The sequence below is a fragment of the Neorhizobium sp. P1_A6 genome (genome assembly GCF_056406795.1).
Genome location: NZ_JBFTZM010000016.1, coordinates 10,592 through 25,480, shown reverse-complemented (window position 1 = coordinate 25,480; position 14,889 = coordinate 10,592). Strand labels below are relative to the sequence as shown.

The following is a 14,889-nucleotide window of genomic DNA, read 5'->3' as shown; positions in this document are numbered from 1 at the left end:
TCATGATGGCAGGAAATCTCTCCGTTGGAACCACAACTGCAGCTACGCCACTGTATTCTGTCCTCTCGGTCAGAGGGCTTTCGGTCCGGCTTCCGAAAAATATGGAACGGACCTTTGCGGTCGAGGATATTTCGTTCGATCTGATGAAAGGAGAAATTCTTTGCATCATCGGCGAGTCCGGTTCCGGTAAATCGGTTACGGCAAATACCATCATGGGGCTTCTGCCGCACACGATCAAGGCTACCGCCGGCAGCATCCTGATGGGGGGGCGTGACCTCCTGAAGCTTCCGGAGCGCGAGTTGCTATCGTTGCGCGGACGCACGGTCTCAATGATCTTCCAGGATCCGTTGTCGGCGCTCAATCCGTTGATGCGGATTGGTGACCAGATTGCCGAAGTGATGGAGGTTCATGCCGTAGGCTCGACCGCCTCGCGCCGAGCAAAGGTTTTGGAACTCCTGGAAGACGTCGGCTTGCCCGATCCCAAGGTTTTACAGCACCAGTATCCTTTTCGTTTGTCAGGAGGGCAACGCCAGCGCGTGATGATCGCGATGGCTTTGGCCCTCGATCCGGATATTCTGATCGCCGATGAACCTACCACTGCGCTTGACGTTACTACCCAGGCTCAGATCCTCGAACTTATCCGCAGAATTCAACGACGCAAAAACATGAGCGTGATGTTCATCACCCATGACTTCGGCGTGGTGGCGGAGATCGCCGATCGTGTCCTTGTGATGGAAAAGGGCAGTCTTGTCGAGCAGGGCGTTGTCAAGGACGTCTTGGAACGACCGACCCATTCCTATACACGAAAGCTTATCGCCGCCGTCCCGAGGATGTCGCAATCCGACCGCAAAAGCTCAACTGATGCCGATGTCGTGCTGAAGATAGAGCATCTTAGCAAGACCTATCAAACCTCTATCGGTATCTTTAAACCTCACCGTATTGTAAAGGCCGTGGATGACGTTAACGTTACCCTGTTTGAAGGGCGAACATTAGGAATTGTCGGAGAGTCCGGATCTGGAAAGTCTACGCTTGGCAAAATAATCGTAAAGCTAATGGACAGCGATAGCGGAAGCATCGTTTTTCGGGGAACGGATATCGCGAAGATGTCCGACAAAGACTTCCGTTCCCAGAGACCTCTCATTCAGATGATCTTTCAGGACCCATTCGCATCCCTCAATCCCCGGCATACTGTTTTTACGGCCTTGACTGCCGGGCCACTCGGCCAGGGAGGTATGACGGTTTCCGCCGCGCGCGAAAAGGCGGTGCGCCTTCTCGATCTTGTTGGCCTGGATGAGAAAAGTTTGTCTCGATATCCGCACGAATTTTCCGGTGGCCAGAGGCAGCGCATCGGCATTGCACGGGCTTTGATGTTCGATCCGCAAATCCTAGTGGCCGACGAGGCTGTCTCCGCGCTCGATGTTTCGATCCAGGCGCAGATTCTCGATCTCCTCACTCAGATCCAGAAAGAGATGAGAATCGCGATGATCTTCATCACCCATGATTTGCGCATAGCAAGCAAGATTTGCGACGAGATCATTGTCATGCACCGAGGCCGGATCGTTGAGCAAGGCTTGCCGCATTCGATCTTTCGACGGCCCAGTCACGAATATACAAAGGAGCTGGTTGCTTCCATCCCTGGCACCGACTGGGCAGAATCTTGAGGATAGCCAATGATCGTTGAGAACCCCACGTTGGCGTTCGCGAACGCCATTGAAGCTTCCGCGCAAAGCTACACCGACGATGACCGAAAATCGGGGCTGATGAATTTCATTGACGGATTGGCTACAGCCTACGCCGGATACCGGCGGCCGGAAATGAAAAGGCTGCTTGAAAGCCCGATCGTGGATCTCTCTGTCAACCATCCGGCATGGCTGGTTGGCAGTCCGTTGAGAGCCCGTCTGCCGGATGCTGTATTGCTCAACGCAATGGCGGCTCACATTGATGATTTCGATGACGACGAGGCAATCGTTTCCATCGCACATGTGACAGTGCCGACCATGGCCGCTGTTCTCGCCGCAGCCGCTACCCAGAATGTGGATGGATCGGCCATTCTTGATGGCTATCTTTCTGGCGTCGAAACCATGGTGGCCCTTGGAGAGTTGCTTAACCCAGAACATTATGCGCTGGGGTGGCATGCCTCGGCAACTCTCGGTGTCTTCGGCGCAGCGATGGCGGCCGCGCACATACTCGGATTGACGGCTGAGGAAAAAGCAACAGCCCTCGGTTTTGCCGTTACTGGTACCAGCGGAACGCGTTCCGCTTTCGGAAGCAGTGCCAAACCGTGGCAGGTCGCCGCTGCGGCTCGTGATGGCTTCAACGCCGTGCTCCTGGTCAGGGCCGGTCTCGACGCAAATGCGTCGCTTTTCGGTCGAATGGGATTGGCAGAACTCTATGGCGGTAATCCCGACCGCATCGATGCGGCATTCGCCAGACTCGGCCGCGGCTCGCCATTCATCGAGCCGGGTGTTACGATTAAGGCTTATCCTTGCTGCACCGCTGCTCATACGGCGATGGAGGCGTGCGAGATGATTCGTAAGCGGGCCTCCGCCATGTCATGGCGGGACATCGCCGCGGTAACCGTCGATGTCGGGAGAACGATTCCCTCCATTCTCGCGCACAGCACGCCGAGAACAGCGCTGGAAGGCAAGTTCAGTATGCAGTTCTGTGCCGCGGTCGCGCTTTGTTTGCCTTCGGCAGGTCTGGCGGCCTTCACCGACGCCCAACTGGCTGATCCCGCCATTCGTCATGTGATCGAACGTGTCGAGATGCGCGGGCTCCCGGAGCAGGATGATCCCTTTTTGTGTAAGGTTACGGTTACATTTATCGATGGCACATCAGCGTCTGAAGTCGTGGAGCAAACGAAGGGCAGTCCGCAGAGGCCTTTTAAGCGCGGCGATCTGCAGCACAAATTTTTATCACTTTGCGGCAGCCCAGATGGGGAAGAAGCATTCGAGCATTTGTATGGATTGCCGTCTGCCCCAAATTGGAAGGCTTTCGAGCGGCATTTGGCGAGCCTTCTGAAAGTCAATCGCGCTGATGCTTAGGGGCAAGCTTGAAGGAAGCCGGCGATGCCGGCTCCCATTATGCTGTCAGCGTACTACGACATACATTTTGCGCACGGTCTCGATCGTCCGCCAAGTGCCCCGGAAACCGGGTTTGAACAGGAAGCTATCGCCCGAGCGGTAGATCTTGGGCTCTCCTCCATTTTCGGTGATTTCCACGACGCCTTGCAGAATAAGGCAGTATTCGTAGACACCCTCCTTGATGGCATGGGTCAACCCAGGCGTGGCTTCCCAGATACCGGTTCGGACCTTCCCATCAAATGACTCGTCTTGAAGCCAGGTGCGGAAATCCGGATCGCCTTCGATCTTTTCCTCTGACGAAGGTTTTCTGGTTGTGGGATCGGGTAGTTTGTCAACGTGATTTTCCAAAGTGACGAGAAGTGACATAGCAATTCCTTATTCGTTTGCGCAATCGTTTGTATTTTGCAATACAAACGATTGTCAATGTAAAATGACCGCCACCTCAGAGTTTTTGCGCTGAGAGAAAGAAACTGCCGCGCGGAAGAATGGGCGCCCAATACAAGGAATACGCAAGTGGAATTGCGTCATCTTCGATATGTTGTGGCCACCGCTCGGAATGGAAGTTTCAGTGCTGCAGGCAACGAGCTTAACGTCCACCAGCCCATCATCAGCAAGCGAATACGTGAACTGGAAGATGAACTCGGTGTCCCGCTTTTTGACCGCTCCACATCAGGCGCACGGCTGACCCCGGTCGGCGAGGAATTCGCAGTGTCCGCGCGCCGTATCATTGAGGATATCGAGCAACTCAGGGATCGTGCCAAGGCGAGCGGTTCGGGAAGGTTGGGGCGGGTCGTCGTCGGTTTTTACAAATCCCTTTCATCCGGACCGTTACGCGCCGCCTTGCGGGATTTCCGAAACCAATATTCCGATATCGAGGTAGAATTGATCGAGACCCCGTTCATCGACGTTGCGGCCGGTGTGTTGTCCGGCGCCATAGATGCCGCCATCGTGCTGGGAGACGTGATTAGAGGCGAGGCTTTTGATTTTGTACCGCTGTGGTCGGAAAACCTCGTGGTAGCGTTACCACAAGATCATCCTCTCGTGGAAAGGTCAGTCATCTATTGGCCGGACCTGAAGGGTGAGCGCTTCCTGATCAGCTACCACGATCCCGGCCCGGATATCCACGCGATCCTTCTCCGGCATCTGGCTGCACCTTCCGATCATCCCGACATCATCACACGGCGTCTCAGCCGCGAAAGCATTCTGAGCGAAGTCGCCAGCGGGCAGGGCATAGCGCTGCAATCCGAATCCGCAGTTGGCTTGTCCAGTCTCGGGGTCGTCTTTCGCCCGCTGCATAGTGGTAGCGGAGCGACACGCCTCGGCTATATGGCTTACTGGAAACCAGACAACCAGAACCCGGCACTCAAGACTTTCATCGATACCATCAAGCGGCAAAGCTGATTCGTCCTGCCATGCGCAGTGCAAGACAAGGGCAGCCGGTAGCACCGTATCTCGCAAGTAATTTTTCGCTCGTCTACGAGCGCCTACGATCCCGGAAAGAATAGTGTTGCCGGCACATAATTTGTGCCTTTCTTGATTGTCCCTGTTGCCATCCGACCGTTTTGCGGATGGCCCGAACGGGGGCATCATGGCCAATCATCATCACGAAGGGCAAGCCGTTTCACGCGGTGCGCGCATGCTGCGCACGGCGCTCGGCCCGGCAATCGCCGCCTATCTCGAAGATCCCGCCATCGTCGAAGTGATGCTGAACCCGGACGGACGCCTTTGGGTCGATCGTCTGAAGGAAGGTCTTGTCGCCACAGACGACATACTGATCCCGGCCGATAGCGAACGTATTGTGCGGCTGGTTGCCCACCATGTTGGTGCCGAGGTGCATGCCGGCGCACCGCGTGTCTCGGCCGAACTGCCGGAAACCGGTGAACGCTTCGAGGGATTGCTGCCGCCGGTCGTTGCTGCCGCGACATTTGCCATCCGCAAGCCTGCCGTTGCTGTCTTCACCCTCTCCGATTATGTCGCCGCCGGCATCATGACCCAAGACCAGGCCGAGGTGCTTCGGCTGGCGGTGGAGAAGCGCAAGAACATACTTGTCGCCGGCGGCACATCCACCGGCAAGACGACACTCACCAACGCGCTGCTGGCGGAAGTCGCCAAGACTTCCGATCGCGTGGTGCTGATTGAGGATACCAGAGAGTTGCAGTGCGCGGCTCCGAACCTTGTCGCGCTGCGCACCAAAGATGGTGTGGCCTCGCTTTCCGATCTGGTGAAGTCATCGCTGCGCCTGCGACCTGATCGCATTCCGGTCGGTGAGGTGCGCGGCGCGGAAGCCCTCGATCTTCTGAAGGCCTGGGGCACCGGCCATCCGGGTGGCATCGGCACGATCCACGCCAATACGGCGATCGGCGCGCTGCGGCGGCTGGAGCAACTCGTGCAGGAAGCCGTCGTCAGGGTACCCCGCGCGCTTATCGCCGAAACCATCGACATCATCGCCGTTCTGGCCGGCCGTGGCGCTGCCCGCCGTCTTGTGGAAATCGCTCTTGTCGATGGGCTTGATTCCGCCACCGGCGATTACCTGACCCTCAACTCTCACCTTCCTCCCGCTCACCAACCGCTCCCGAAAGGAGACCAGCAATGAATAAACCTGTCTTGTCTGTCCTTCGTCGTTTCCGCAATCGCCTTGTCAATGCGACCGCGCTCGCCTCGATCACGCTGCTGATGGCGGCACCCGCGCATGCCTCCGGCTCGTCCATGCCCTGGGAGGAGCCGCTTCAGCAGATCCTGGAATCCATCGAAGGGCCGGTCGCCAAGATCGTCGCGGTGATCATCATCATCGCCACCGGCCTGGCGCTCGCCTTCGGCGACACGTCCGGCGGCTTCCGCAAGCTGATCCAGATCGTCTTCGGGTTGAGCATCGCGTTTGCGGCCAGTTCCTTCTTCCTGTCGTTCTTTTCCTTCGGCGGCGGAGCGCTGGTCTGATGGCGGGCGGTTTTCAGCAAGAAGATGACGTGCGTGGCTTCTACGCCACCGTCCATCGTTCGCTCGCCGAGCCGATCCTGCTCGGTGGAGCTCCCCGTGCCGTTGCCATCGCCAACGGAACGCTCGCGGCTGCCGTCAGCCTCGGTCTTCGCCTCTGGATCGCCGGGCTGGTGATCTGGGCCATCGGCCATTTCGCGGCCGTCTGGGCAGCGAAACGTGATGCGCAGTTTGTCGATGTCGGGCGCAGGCACCTGCGCTATCCGGCGCACATAGGCGTGTGAGGTATTGCCGATGATGAACCTCGCAGAATATCGCAAACGCTCCTCCTACCTCTCCGACTTCCTGCCATGGGCGGCGTTGGTCGCACCCGGCGCCGTCCTGAACAAGGACGGTTCGTTCCAGCGCACCGCCCGGTTTCGCGGACCCGATCTCGACAGCGCTACGCCGGCTGAACTCGTCGGCAGCACGGCACGGCTCAACAACGCGCTGCGTCGCCTTGGCTCCGGCTGGGCGATCTTCGTCGAAGCACAGCGCAATCCGGCCACCGACTATCCGGAAAGCCTGTTTCCGGATTCGGCATCTGCGCTTCTCGACATAGAGCGGCGCGAACAATTCGATGAATCCGGCCTTCTCTACGAGAGCAGCTATTTCCTGACCTTCGTCTGGCTGCCGCCTGCGGAAGAAGCCTCGCGCATGGAAAGCTGGCTCTACGAGGGCCGGGAGAAAAGCGGCGTTGATCCGTGGGAACTGCTGAACAGTTTCGTCGATCGCACGGACCGGGTCCTCCATCTCGTGGAAGGCTTCGTGCCGGAAGCCGGATGGCTGGATGACACTGAGACGCTCAGCTACCTGCATTCGACCATTTCCACCAAACGCCATCGTGTCCGTATTCCGGAAACACCGATGCACCTCGACGCGCTGCTGGCCGATCAGCCCTTGGCCGGCGGGCTTGAACCACGGCTTGGCGACTTCCATCTGCGCACACTGACTGTGATCGGGTTTCCGACGGTCACCTTTCCCGGCATCCTCGACGATCTCAACCGGCTGGCCTTTCCGTATCGGTGGAGCACCCGGGCAATCATGCTCGACAAGACCGACGCGACACGGCTGGTGACGAAGATCAGGCGGCAGTGGTTCGCCAAGCGCAAATCCATTGCCGCGATCCTCAAGGAAGTGCTGACCAACGAGCAATCGGTGCTGGTCGATAGCGATGCCGCCAACAAGGCAGCCGATGCCGACGCAGCCCTGCAGGATCTCGGCTCCGATCAGGTCGGGGAAGTCTACGTAACTGCCACGGTCACGGTCTGGGACACCGATCCGGCGATCGCCGACGAGAAACTGCGGCTGACGGAAAAAGTCATCCAGTCACGCGACTTCACGGCGATCGTCGAAAGCGTCAATGCCATTGAGGCATGGCTTGGCAGCATTCCCGGCCAGACCTATGCCAATGTCCGCCAGCCGCCGATCTCGACGCTGAACCTCGCCCACATGATCCCGCTGTCCGCAGTCTGGGCGGGACCGGCGAAGGACGAGCATTTCGACGCGCCACCGCTGTTTTATGCCCGCACCGAAGGATCGACGCCGTTTCGGTTTTCTCTGCATGTCGGCGATGTCGGCCACACCATGATCGTCGGTCCGACCGGTGCCGGAAAGTCCGTGCTGTTGGCGATGATGGCCCTTCAGTTCCGCCGATATCTCCGTTCCCAGGTCTTCGCCTTCGATTTCGGCGGGAGCATAAGGGCTGCAACGCTCGCTATGAATGGCGACTGGCAGGATTTGGGCGGCTCGCTCTCCGACGATACATCGCTCCTCAATACCGTGTCACTCCAGCCGCTTGCCGGGATCGAGGACACACCGGAACGTGCATGGGCCGCCGACTGGCTTGTCGATATCCTGATCCGTGAGGGCGTCACCATCACGCCGGTCGTCAAGGAATATCTCTGGACGGCGTTGACGTCCCTGGCTTCCGCACCGGTCGTGGAAAGGACCATCACCGGCCTGACGGTGCTGTTGCAGTCGTCGGCGCTCAAGCAGGCCTTGCGTCCCTACTGCATCGGCGGCCCATACGGTCGCCTGCTCGATGCAGAAATGGAATGGCTTGGGGACGCGCAGGTGCAGGCGTTCGAGACCGAAGGATTGATCGGCACGGGAGCGGCGCCCGCCGTTCTTTCCTATCTGTTCCACCGGATTGAATCCCGCTTCGACGGTCGGCCGAGCCTGCTGATCATCGACGAAGGCTGGCGGGCGCTGGACGACGGCGGCTTCGCCCAGAAAATCAAGGAATGGCTGAAGACGCTGCGCAAGAAGAATGTCAGCGTCGTCTTCTCCTCGCAGTCGCTTGCCGACATCGAGGCCTCGCCGATCGCGCCCGTCATCGTCGAAAGCTGCCCGACGCGCATCTTCCTCGCCAACGAGCGGGCCATCGAGCCGCAGATCACCTCTATCTATGAACGCTTCGGTTTGAATGCGCGCCAGATCGAGATCATCGCCAGGGCAACGCCGAAGCGGGACTATTACTGCCAGAGCCGCAGAGGCAACCGGCTGTTCGAGCTTGGCCTCGGATCCGTCGCGCTGACATTTTGCGCCGCATCGACCAAGGCTGACCATGCGCTGATCGATGAACTGATCCGCGAAGGCGCGCGCCCATACTTCCTCGAAGCCTGGCTCGAGGCCAACGGCTTGCGCTGGGCCTCCGATCTTGTTCCCGACCTCACCAACGTCGTCGACCAGTCGGCGGAAAAGACGAGCGGCTCGAATCCCATCCCCCTGTCACCCGAAGAGGAGATTTCCCCATGAAGACTACCGTTGTCCGTGCTGGCCTCAAAGGCCGCGTCCGCGCACTCGCCTGCGCCGCAGCCATTCTGGTCCTGCCGTGCGCTGCCGTTCCATTCCTGGCGACGCCGGCTTTCGCATGGCGGATCGTCTACGACCCCACCAACTACAGCCAGAACCTGCTTTCGGCTGCCAGGGCACTGGAGCAGATCAGGAACCAGGTCACGTCACTTCAGAACGAAGCGCAGATGCTGATAAATCAGGCCAAGAACCTTACCAGCCTGCCGACCTCGATGCTGTCGCAGATCGAGGACAATTTTTCCGAGATGAAGAACCTGCTCGGGGAAGCGGACCAGCTTGCCTACGACGTTCAAAATATCGACGAGCAATTCAACGCCACCTATCGCGATTTTGCCGCGGGTGACCGAACGGCAACGCAGCTCGTCTCGACCGCGCAACAGCGCTGGCAGCAATCGGTTTCCGCTTTCGAGCATTCGCTGAAGGCGGGAGCCGTGGCAGTCGACAATATCGAGGGCACGCAACAGCAGACCAGCGAACTGGTCGATGCCAGCCAGTCGGCGGTTGGCGTGCTGCAGGCGACCCAGGCCGGCAACCAGCTCATGGCCGTGCAGGCAAAACAGATCTCCGACCTGACCGCGATGCTCGCCGCGCAGGGCAGGGCCAGTGCGCTGGAACAGGCGAGGGCAGCGGCAGCACAGGAACAGGCCCGTGAGCAGTTCAGCCGCTTCATGACCGGCTCGGCCTACAGTCCGTCCAGCGTCCGCATGTTCCACGATTGAGGAGCACGGAGACAAATGGACCTGAAGATCGCCGCCCGGCTACTTGCCGTCTTCGCACTTGGTGCAGGGCTGACCGCCGCAATCGTGGCCCTGCAAGATGAAGACGCAACCGATGCAAAAGCCCCCAGTATCGGGCGTCCGGGCGGCGAGCCCGTCAAGACCGCGCTCTCGCGCTGCCGTGACCTTGGCATGGCCGCTGCCGATGAAGCCGCCTGCCGCAAGGCCTGGGCAGAGAGCCGCCGCCGCTTCTTCGCAACCGATCGGCCGGTCGCACCGAAGACCGGCGAGGTGCCGTCGCCATGAACAATACCGGCATCATCGACCGTTTCCTCGAAACCTTCACCGCCTACATCGACAGCGGCTTCGGTCTGCTCGGCGGCGAGGTGGCTTTCCTGACCTCAACGTTGATCGTTATCGATATCGTGCTCGCTGGCCTGTTTTGGGCATGGGGCGCGGATGAGGACGTCCTGCAGCGGCTGGTGAAGAAGACGCTTTATATCGGTTTCTTCGCCTTCATCATCGGCAACTTCAACCGGCTCGCGGGCATCGTCTTCGAAAGTTTTTCCGGGCTCGGTCTCAAAGCCGGCGGCTCCAGCCTCTCGGCTTCGGAACTGTTGCAGCCCGGCCGTGTGGCGCAGGTCGGTATCGATGCCGGCAATCCCATCCTTCAGGCCGCCGGCGAACTGATGGGCTATATCGCCTTCTTCGAAAACTTCGTGCAGATCTTCGTATTGATGGTCGCCTGGGTCATCGTTCTCGTTGCCTTCTTCATTCTCGCCATCCAGATCTTTGTCACGCTGATCGAGTTCAAGCTGACGACGCTTGCGGGCTTCGTCCTGATCCCCTTCGCGTTGTTCAACAAGACATCCTTCCTCGCCGAGAAGGTGCTCGGCAATATCGTCGCCTCCGGGGTCAAGATACTGGTGCTGGCCGTCATCGTCGGCATCGGCTCCGGCCTGTTCGACGAGTTTACATCCAGTTTCTCTGAACAGCCGACCATCACCGAGGCATTGTCGCTGGTGCTCGGCGCTCTCTCGTTGATGGGCCTGTCGATCTTCGGCCCCGGTATCGCGAGTGGCCTAGTATCCGGCGCCCCGCAACTTGGAGCAGGCGCTGCCGTCGGAACCGGTCTTGCAGCGGCCGGTTTGGGAGCCGCCGGGTATATGGGTGCCAGGGCTGGACTGGGTGCTGCCGCAAGTGCTGCCAGCGGTGCGGCAAGGGGAGGGGCCACACTCGCCGGCGGCGCCAGGACCGCATACGGTCTTGGTGACGCAACCGCTGGATCGACAGGGACCGGCGGTGGTGCTGCCGGTTTTGCCGGTGTCGCAAAAGCAGCCGCGGGTCTTGCCATGAGCAAGGGCAGGGCCATGGGGTCCGGCGCATCACAATCCATGAGCTCCAGCTATCGCTCTGGACAGGCCGCCGCATGGAAGGCGACAGGCGGCAAGAACGACGTTGGCGTCGGCATGCCCGAAGCCGCCAACGATCCTTCGTTTGCCGGTTCGCAGTTCGCAAGTTCCGCCGCCGTGTCCGGCTCTGACATATCGCCCTCGACGCCGCCCGAATGGGCGCAGCGCATGAAGCGAAGCAGCGCCGTCAGTCACGGTGTCAGCACCGCCGCCCATACGGTCCGCTCCGCAGATCACGGCGGTGGCTCCATGTCCGTCTCTCTCAATCAGGATGCCCGATGATGAACATCTTCAGACGACCTTCCGTGCGCTACGCACGGACCCCGGAACCCGAAACGCCCTATCAGAAGGCAGCGCAGGTCTGGGACGAGCGCATAGGGTCTGCCCGTGTGCAGGCGAAAAACTGGCGGCTGATGGCTTTCGGTTCTCTGTTTCTGGCTGGCGGTTTTGCATCGGCGCTGGTCTGGCAATCGACGCGTGGGACTGTGGTGCCATGGGTGGTGCAGATCGACAAGTTCGGCGAGGCGCAGGCCGTTGCCTCTGCCGTGACCGACTATCGGCCGACCGATCCGCAGATCGCCTGGCATCTCGCCCGTTTCATCGAGCAGGTTCGCAGCATTCCCGCCGATCCCGTCATCGTGCGGCAGAACTGGCTCCGCGCCTACGAATATACCACCGATCGCGGGGCGATCGCGCTCAATGACTATGCCCGTGCCAATGACCCGTTCACGAAGGTCGGCAAGAACCAGATCGCCATCGAGATCTCCAGCGTCATCCGGGCATCACCCGACAGTTTCCGCATCGCCTGGACCGAACGGCAGTTCGAGAACGGCCAGCTTTCGGCCACCGAACGCTGGACCGCAATTCTGACCGTCGTGGTCCAGCCGCCGCGCACCGCCGAAAAGCTGCGCGCCAATCCACTCGGCGTCTACGTCAACGCAATCAACTGGTCCAAGGAGCTTTCGCAATGAAGGGGGCATATAGAAAAGGTGCATCGCTGCTGCTGGCAACGCTATTATCCGCATCGGCGCTTGCCGGCTGCGCGAAAAAATACATTCCGCCGGAGATCGACTACGACGATGCGGCACCCGCCGTGCTCACCGCCGATCCGGTCGGGCCTGTGAAGGTGGTCGAGTTGCCGAAACCTCTGCCGCTGCCCGGTCAGTTGAAGCCAATCAACGGGGAAAAGGCGAAGGCAGAACCTGTCGATCCAAAGACACGGATTACGCTTGCCAACGAAGCTGCCCGCATCCAGCCGGTCCGCGACGGCTTCATCAACGCTGTGCAGGTCTATCCTTTCTCGGGCGGCGCTCTCTATCAGGTCTATGCCGCTCCTGGTCAGGTGACCGATATCGCCCTCCAACCTGGTGAGCAGCTTGTCGGCTCGGGACCGGTGGCTGCCGGTGACACCGTGCGGTGGATCATCGGCGATACCGAGAGCGGTATGGCAGCTTCAAAGCAGGTGCATATTCTGGTCAAGCCGACACGGGCCGATCTCCAGACCAATCTGGTCATCAACACCGACCGGCGCACCTACCATCTGGAACTGCGCTCCACGCCCTCGACCTACATGGCATCGGTCTCATGGCAATATCCGCAGGACCAGTTGATCGCGCTGCGACGGCAGAATGCGAGGGCGACAGAGACGCAAGCCGTCGCCACCGGCATCGACATCTCGAAACTGAACTTCCGTTACCGCGTTGAAGGTGACACAGCACCATGGCGACCGATGCGCGCCTTCGATGACGGAGCCAAAGTCTATATCGAATTCCCCTCGGGCATCGGACAGGGCGAAATGCCACCGCTGTTCGTTATCGGCCCGTCCGGCAATTCCGAACTCGTCAATTACCGTGCCCGCCAAAACTATTATGTCGTTGATCGGCTGTTCGCTGCGGGGGAACTCCGGCTTGGCGACAAGGACAGCGAGAGGCGGGTTCGCATCGTCCGCACCGATGGTCGGACAGCGGCGAAGCGGACAACGCTATTTTCCCCGGAGCGCAGCCGATGACAGGGTCTGCAAAATCATCGGAGATGGGGCTTCAGGCGGAACTGCGCTTACGCGCCGAGCCGCGGCGTGTCACGCGGCTTTCTCGCAAGGTGTTGATCGGTCTCGGTAGCGTGGCCAGTATCGCCATTGCGGCCGCCCTGTTCTGGGCGCTCGATACGAACCGGCGCGGTAACCAGTCTGCGACGGAACTCTATAACACCGACAACGCGACGCCGGCCGATGGCCTGGCCGGTCTACCGAGAGATTATACCAACATTCCCAAACTCGGTCCGGCCCTGCCGGGCGATCTTGGCCGTCCGATCCTGCGTGCACAGGAGGAAGGCAGGCCTGTCGTCACACCGAGCATCCAGACGCCACGCGTCGATCCTGAGGAGCAGCGCCGACTTGCCGAGATCGAAGCCGCCCGCCTGGCAAAACTCTTCACTGACAGCCGCGGAGAAAGGACGACCGGAAGCCAGACGATCGTATCCGCGACAGCGCCAGGTTCCGGCTTAGATCCTGCCACCGGCATGCCGATTCCATCCGAAACGCCGCCACTTGACGCCGGGTCCGCGCAGAATATGCAGGACCGCAAGCTTGCTTTCGTCAATGGCGAAACAGATCGGCGCACCGTCAGTGCCGACCGCGTGCAGGAGAAGGTGTCTCCCTATGTCGTGCAGGCGGGTACTGTCATTCCGGCGGCCCTTATTACCGGCATCAAATCCGATCTGCCCGGCCAGATTACCGCGCAGGTAACAGAACACGTCTACGACAGCCCGACCGGTTCGCATCTGCTCATTCCGCAAGGCGCACGCTTGATCGGTCGATACGACAGCCAGGTTGCCTTCGGGCAGAGCCGCGTGCTGCTGGTCTGGAACCGCCTCATCATGCCGGACGGTTCGTCCATCGTATTGGAGCGTCTGCAGGGCGCCGACACTCAAGGGTTCTCCGGGCTTGAGGATGAAGTCGATCATCACTGGGGACAGTTGTTCAAGGCCGCGGCACTTTCGACACTGCTCGGTATCGGCACGGAACTCTCGGCCGACGACGAAAGCGACATCGCTCGCGCCATCCGTGAGAGCGCCCAGGACAGCGCCTCCGACATTGGCCAGCAGATCGTTCAACGCCAGTTCAATATTCAGCCGACGCTTACAATCCGGCCGGGCTTTCCGGTTCGCGTTATCGTCAACCGCGATCTGGTGATGAAACCCTATGGGGCGATGAGGGAGCCGACATGACCAAGTTGAAGCTGTCTGCTATTCCCGATGACAAGCCAGTCAAGATCACCATCGAATTGCCAGCGCCGGTGTTCCGGGATTTGCAGGCATATGCTGCGATACTTGCCGAAAGTTCGAGTGAGGCCACTCGGCCCGATCCAGCCAAGCTCATCGCGCCGATGCTTCAAAGGTTCATGGCTAGCGACAAGGGCTTCAGCAAGGCGAAGCGCTCCGACCCAACTACCGGCATTGTGGCAAATTAATTCATTGCTGACAAAGGGGCGCTGACGAGCTCGCGGAATTGATGGGTCTGCGCTACGAAGATGTCTGGCTGGTAGTTGATCGCAGGTGATTCGCTGCTAGGGGGCCTCTGTTGCTACCGATCTCGTATCTGCGTTTTTTGCCGAGGGTGCGGAGACAAACCTTCACGTGGGAGTAGCTGGTCAGCGCCACGCTGTCATGGGAACGGCATACCACTGCTGCTAGCCGAGCGCCTGCAAAAGCCAGCGAATAGCAGCGGATTGACCATCCGCCAATCCGTGTACCGGAACGACCAGTTAGGACGGTGCTGTCGGCTTTGTGCCTGTGACTTTAGCGCATACATCCATGACGGAGGCTCGATGTTTTTGTCAGATGCCGCACGCAACTACTAATTCTCGCTTCCTTCTGTGGGATAAATTCCGGAAA

General features: G+C 59.8%; 15 protein-coding genes. 14 read left to right on the top strand and 1 reads right to left on the bottom strand.

Features of this window, described 5'->3' with window-relative positions; translation table 11 throughout:
• Window positions 1–2 precede the first annotated feature (2 nt).
• Window positions 3–1,661: an ABC transporter ATP-binding protein gene (locus tag AC1D3C_RS24925; RefSeq protein ID WP_477484750.1), complete on the top strand. Its 1,659-nt coding sequence runs from the start codon at window positions 3–5 to the stop codon at window positions 1,659–1,661.
• Between the two features lie 9 nt (window positions 1,662–1,670).
• A complete protein-coding gene (locus tag AC1D3C_RS24920; RefSeq protein WP_477484749.1) occupies window positions 1,671–3,044 on the top strand; it encodes an MmgE/PrpD family protein in 1,374 nt (457 codons plus the stop codon).
• A 45-nt stretch (window positions 3,045–3,089) separates the two neighbouring features.
• On the opposite strand, the gene AC1D3C_RS24915 is transcribed toward AC1D3C_RS24920, so the two are convergent.
• Window positions 3,090–3,449, bottom strand: coding sequence for a cupin domain-containing protein (locus tag AC1D3C_RS24915; protein ID WP_477484748.1), 360 nt, complete (start codon window positions 3,447–3,449; stop codon window positions 3,090–3,092).
• A 147-nt stretch (window positions 3,450–3,596) separates the two neighbouring features.
• On the opposite strand from AC1D3C_RS24915, the gene AC1D3C_RS24910 reads away from it, so the two are divergent.
• The 12 genes from AC1D3C_RS24910 to AC1D3C_RS24855 all read left to right on the top strand — a co-directional run bounded on the left by AC1D3C_RS24910 (window position 3,597) and on the right by AC1D3C_RS24855 (window position 14,465).
• A complete protein-coding gene (locus tag AC1D3C_RS24910) occupies window positions 3,597–4,484 on the top strand; it encodes a LysR family transcriptional regulator (RefSeq protein WP_477484747.1) in 888 nt (295 codons plus the stop codon).
• Between the two features lie 187 nt (window positions 4,485–4,671).
• The gene (trbB, locus tag AC1D3C_RS24905; protein WP_477484746.1) at window positions 4,672–5,676 is read left to right on the top strand and encodes a P-type conjugative transfer ATPase TrbB; all 1,005 of its coding nucleotides are present in this window, start codon (window positions 4,672–4,674) and stop codon (window positions 5,674–5,676) included.
• Entirely contained in the window at window positions 5,673–6,017 is a 345-nt protein-coding gene (locus AC1D3C_RS24900; protein ID WP_477484745.1) for a TrbC/VirB2 family type IV secretion system protein, read from the top strand. The genes trbB and AC1D3C_RS24900 overlap by 4 nt, the downstream gene beginning before the upstream one ends.
• Entirely contained in the window at window positions 6,017–6,298 is a 282-nt protein-coding gene (locus AC1D3C_RS24895; RefSeq protein ID WP_477484744.1) for a VirB3 family type IV secretion system protein, read from the top strand. The genes AC1D3C_RS24900 and AC1D3C_RS24895 overlap by 1 nt, the downstream gene beginning before the upstream one ends.
• 10 nt (window positions 6,299–6,308) lie before the next feature.
• Entirely contained in the window at window positions 6,309–8,813 is a 2,505-nt protein-coding gene (trbE, locus tag AC1D3C_RS24890) for a conjugal transfer protein TrbE (RefSeq protein WP_477484743.1), read from the top strand.
• Complete coding sequence (trbJ, locus tag AC1D3C_RS24885; protein WP_477484742.1) at window positions 8,810–9,589, top strand: P-type conjugative transfer protein TrbJ; 780 nt, start codon at window positions 8,810–8,812, stop codon at window positions 9,587–9,589. Before trbE ends, trbJ begins: the two co-directional genes overlap by 4 nt.
• 15 nt (window positions 9,590–9,604) lie before the next feature.
• The gene (gene trbK-alt, locus AC1D3C_RS24880; RefSeq protein ID WP_477484741.1) at window positions 9,605–9,892 is read left to right on the top strand and encodes a putative entry exclusion protein TrbK-alt; all 288 of its coding nucleotides are present in this window, start codon (window positions 9,605–9,607) and stop codon (window positions 9,890–9,892) included.
• Window positions 9,889–11,280: a P-type conjugative transfer protein TrbL gene (trbL, locus tag AC1D3C_RS24875; RefSeq protein WP_477484740.1), complete on the top strand. Its 1,392-nt coding sequence runs from the start codon at window positions 9,889–9,891 to the stop codon at window positions 11,278–11,280. Before trbK-alt ends, trbL begins: the two co-directional genes overlap by 4 nt.
• The gene (gene trbF, locus AC1D3C_RS24870) at window positions 11,280–11,969 is read left to right on the top strand and encodes a conjugal transfer protein TrbF (protein WP_477484806.1); all 690 of its coding nucleotides are present in this window, start codon (window positions 11,280–11,282) and stop codon (window positions 11,967–11,969) included. The genes trbL and trbF overlap by 1 nt, the downstream gene beginning before the upstream one ends.
• On the top strand, window positions 11,966–13,006 hold the full coding sequence (trbG, locus tag AC1D3C_RS24865) for a P-type conjugative transfer protein TrbG (RefSeq protein ID WP_477484739.1): 1,041 nt from the start codon (window positions 11,966–11,968) through the stop codon (window positions 13,004–13,006). The genes trbF and trbG overlap by 4 nt, the downstream gene beginning before the upstream one ends.
• On the top strand, window positions 13,003–14,223 hold the full coding sequence (locus AC1D3C_RS24860) for a TraB/TrbI/VirB10 family type IV secretion system protein (RefSeq protein ID WP_477484738.1): 1,221 nt from the start codon (window positions 13,003–13,005) through the stop codon (window positions 14,221–14,223). Before trbG ends, AC1D3C_RS24860 begins: the two co-directional genes overlap by 4 nt.
• On the top strand, window positions 14,220–14,465 hold the full coding sequence (locus AC1D3C_RS24855; RefSeq protein ID WP_477484737.1) for a DUF2274 domain-containing protein: 246 nt from the start codon (window positions 14,220–14,222) through the stop codon (window positions 14,463–14,465). Before AC1D3C_RS24860 ends, AC1D3C_RS24855 begins: the two co-directional genes overlap by 4 nt.
• Window positions 14,466–14,889 lie beyond the last annotated feature (424 nt).

Coding starts and splice junctions, on each gene's coding strand:
- AC1D3C_RS24860 (WP_477484738.1), top strand. CDS start 13,003: ATGACAGGGTCTGCAAAATCATCGGAGATGGGGCTTCAGGCGGAACTG.
- trbK-alt (WP_477484741.1), top strand. CDS start 9,605: ATGGACCTGAAGATCGCCGCCCGGCTACTTGCCGTCTTCGCACTTGGT.
- AC1D3C_RS24855 (WP_477484737.1), top strand. CDS start 14,220: ATGACCAAGTTGAAGCTGTCTGCTATTCCCGATGACAAGCCAGTCAAG.
- AC1D3C_RS24895 (WP_477484744.1), top strand. CDS start 6,017: ATGGCGGGCGGTTTTCAGCAAGAAGATGACGTGCGTGGCTTCTACGCC.
- AC1D3C_RS24925 (WP_477484750.1), top strand. CDS start 3: ATGATGGCAGGAAATCTCTCCGTTGGAACCACAACTGCAGCTACGCCA.
- trbL (WP_477484740.1), top strand. CDS start 9,889: ATGAACAATACCGGCATCATCGACCGTTTCCTCGAAACCTTCACCGCC.
- trbB (WP_477484746.1), top strand. CDS start 4,672: ATGGCCAATCATCATCACGAAGGGCAAGCCGTTTCACGCGGTGCGCGC.
- trbF (WP_477484806.1), top strand. CDS start 11,280: ATGAACATCTTCAGACGACCTTCCGTGCGCTACGCACGGACCCCGGAA.
- trbG (WP_477484739.1), top strand. CDS start 11,966: ATGAAGGGGGCATATAGAAAAGGTGCATCGCTGCTGCTGGCAACGCTA.
- AC1D3C_RS24920 (WP_477484749.1), top strand. CDS start 1,671: ATGATCGTTGAGAACCCCACGTTGGCGTTCGCGAACGCCATTGAAGCT.
- trbJ (WP_477484742.1), top strand. CDS start 8,810: ATGAAGACTACCGTTGTCCGTGCTGGCCTCAAAGGCCGCGTCCGCGCA.
- AC1D3C_RS24900 (WP_477484745.1), top strand. CDS start 5,673: ATGAATAAACCTGTCTTGTCTGTCCTTCGTCGTTTCCGCAATCGCCTT.
- trbE (WP_477484743.1), top strand. CDS start 6,309: ATGATGAACCTCGCAGAATATCGCAAACGCTCCTCCTACCTCTCCGAC.
- AC1D3C_RS24915 (WP_477484748.1), bottom strand. CDS start 3,449: ATGTCACTTCTCGTCACTTTGGAAAATCACGTTGACAAACTACCCGAT.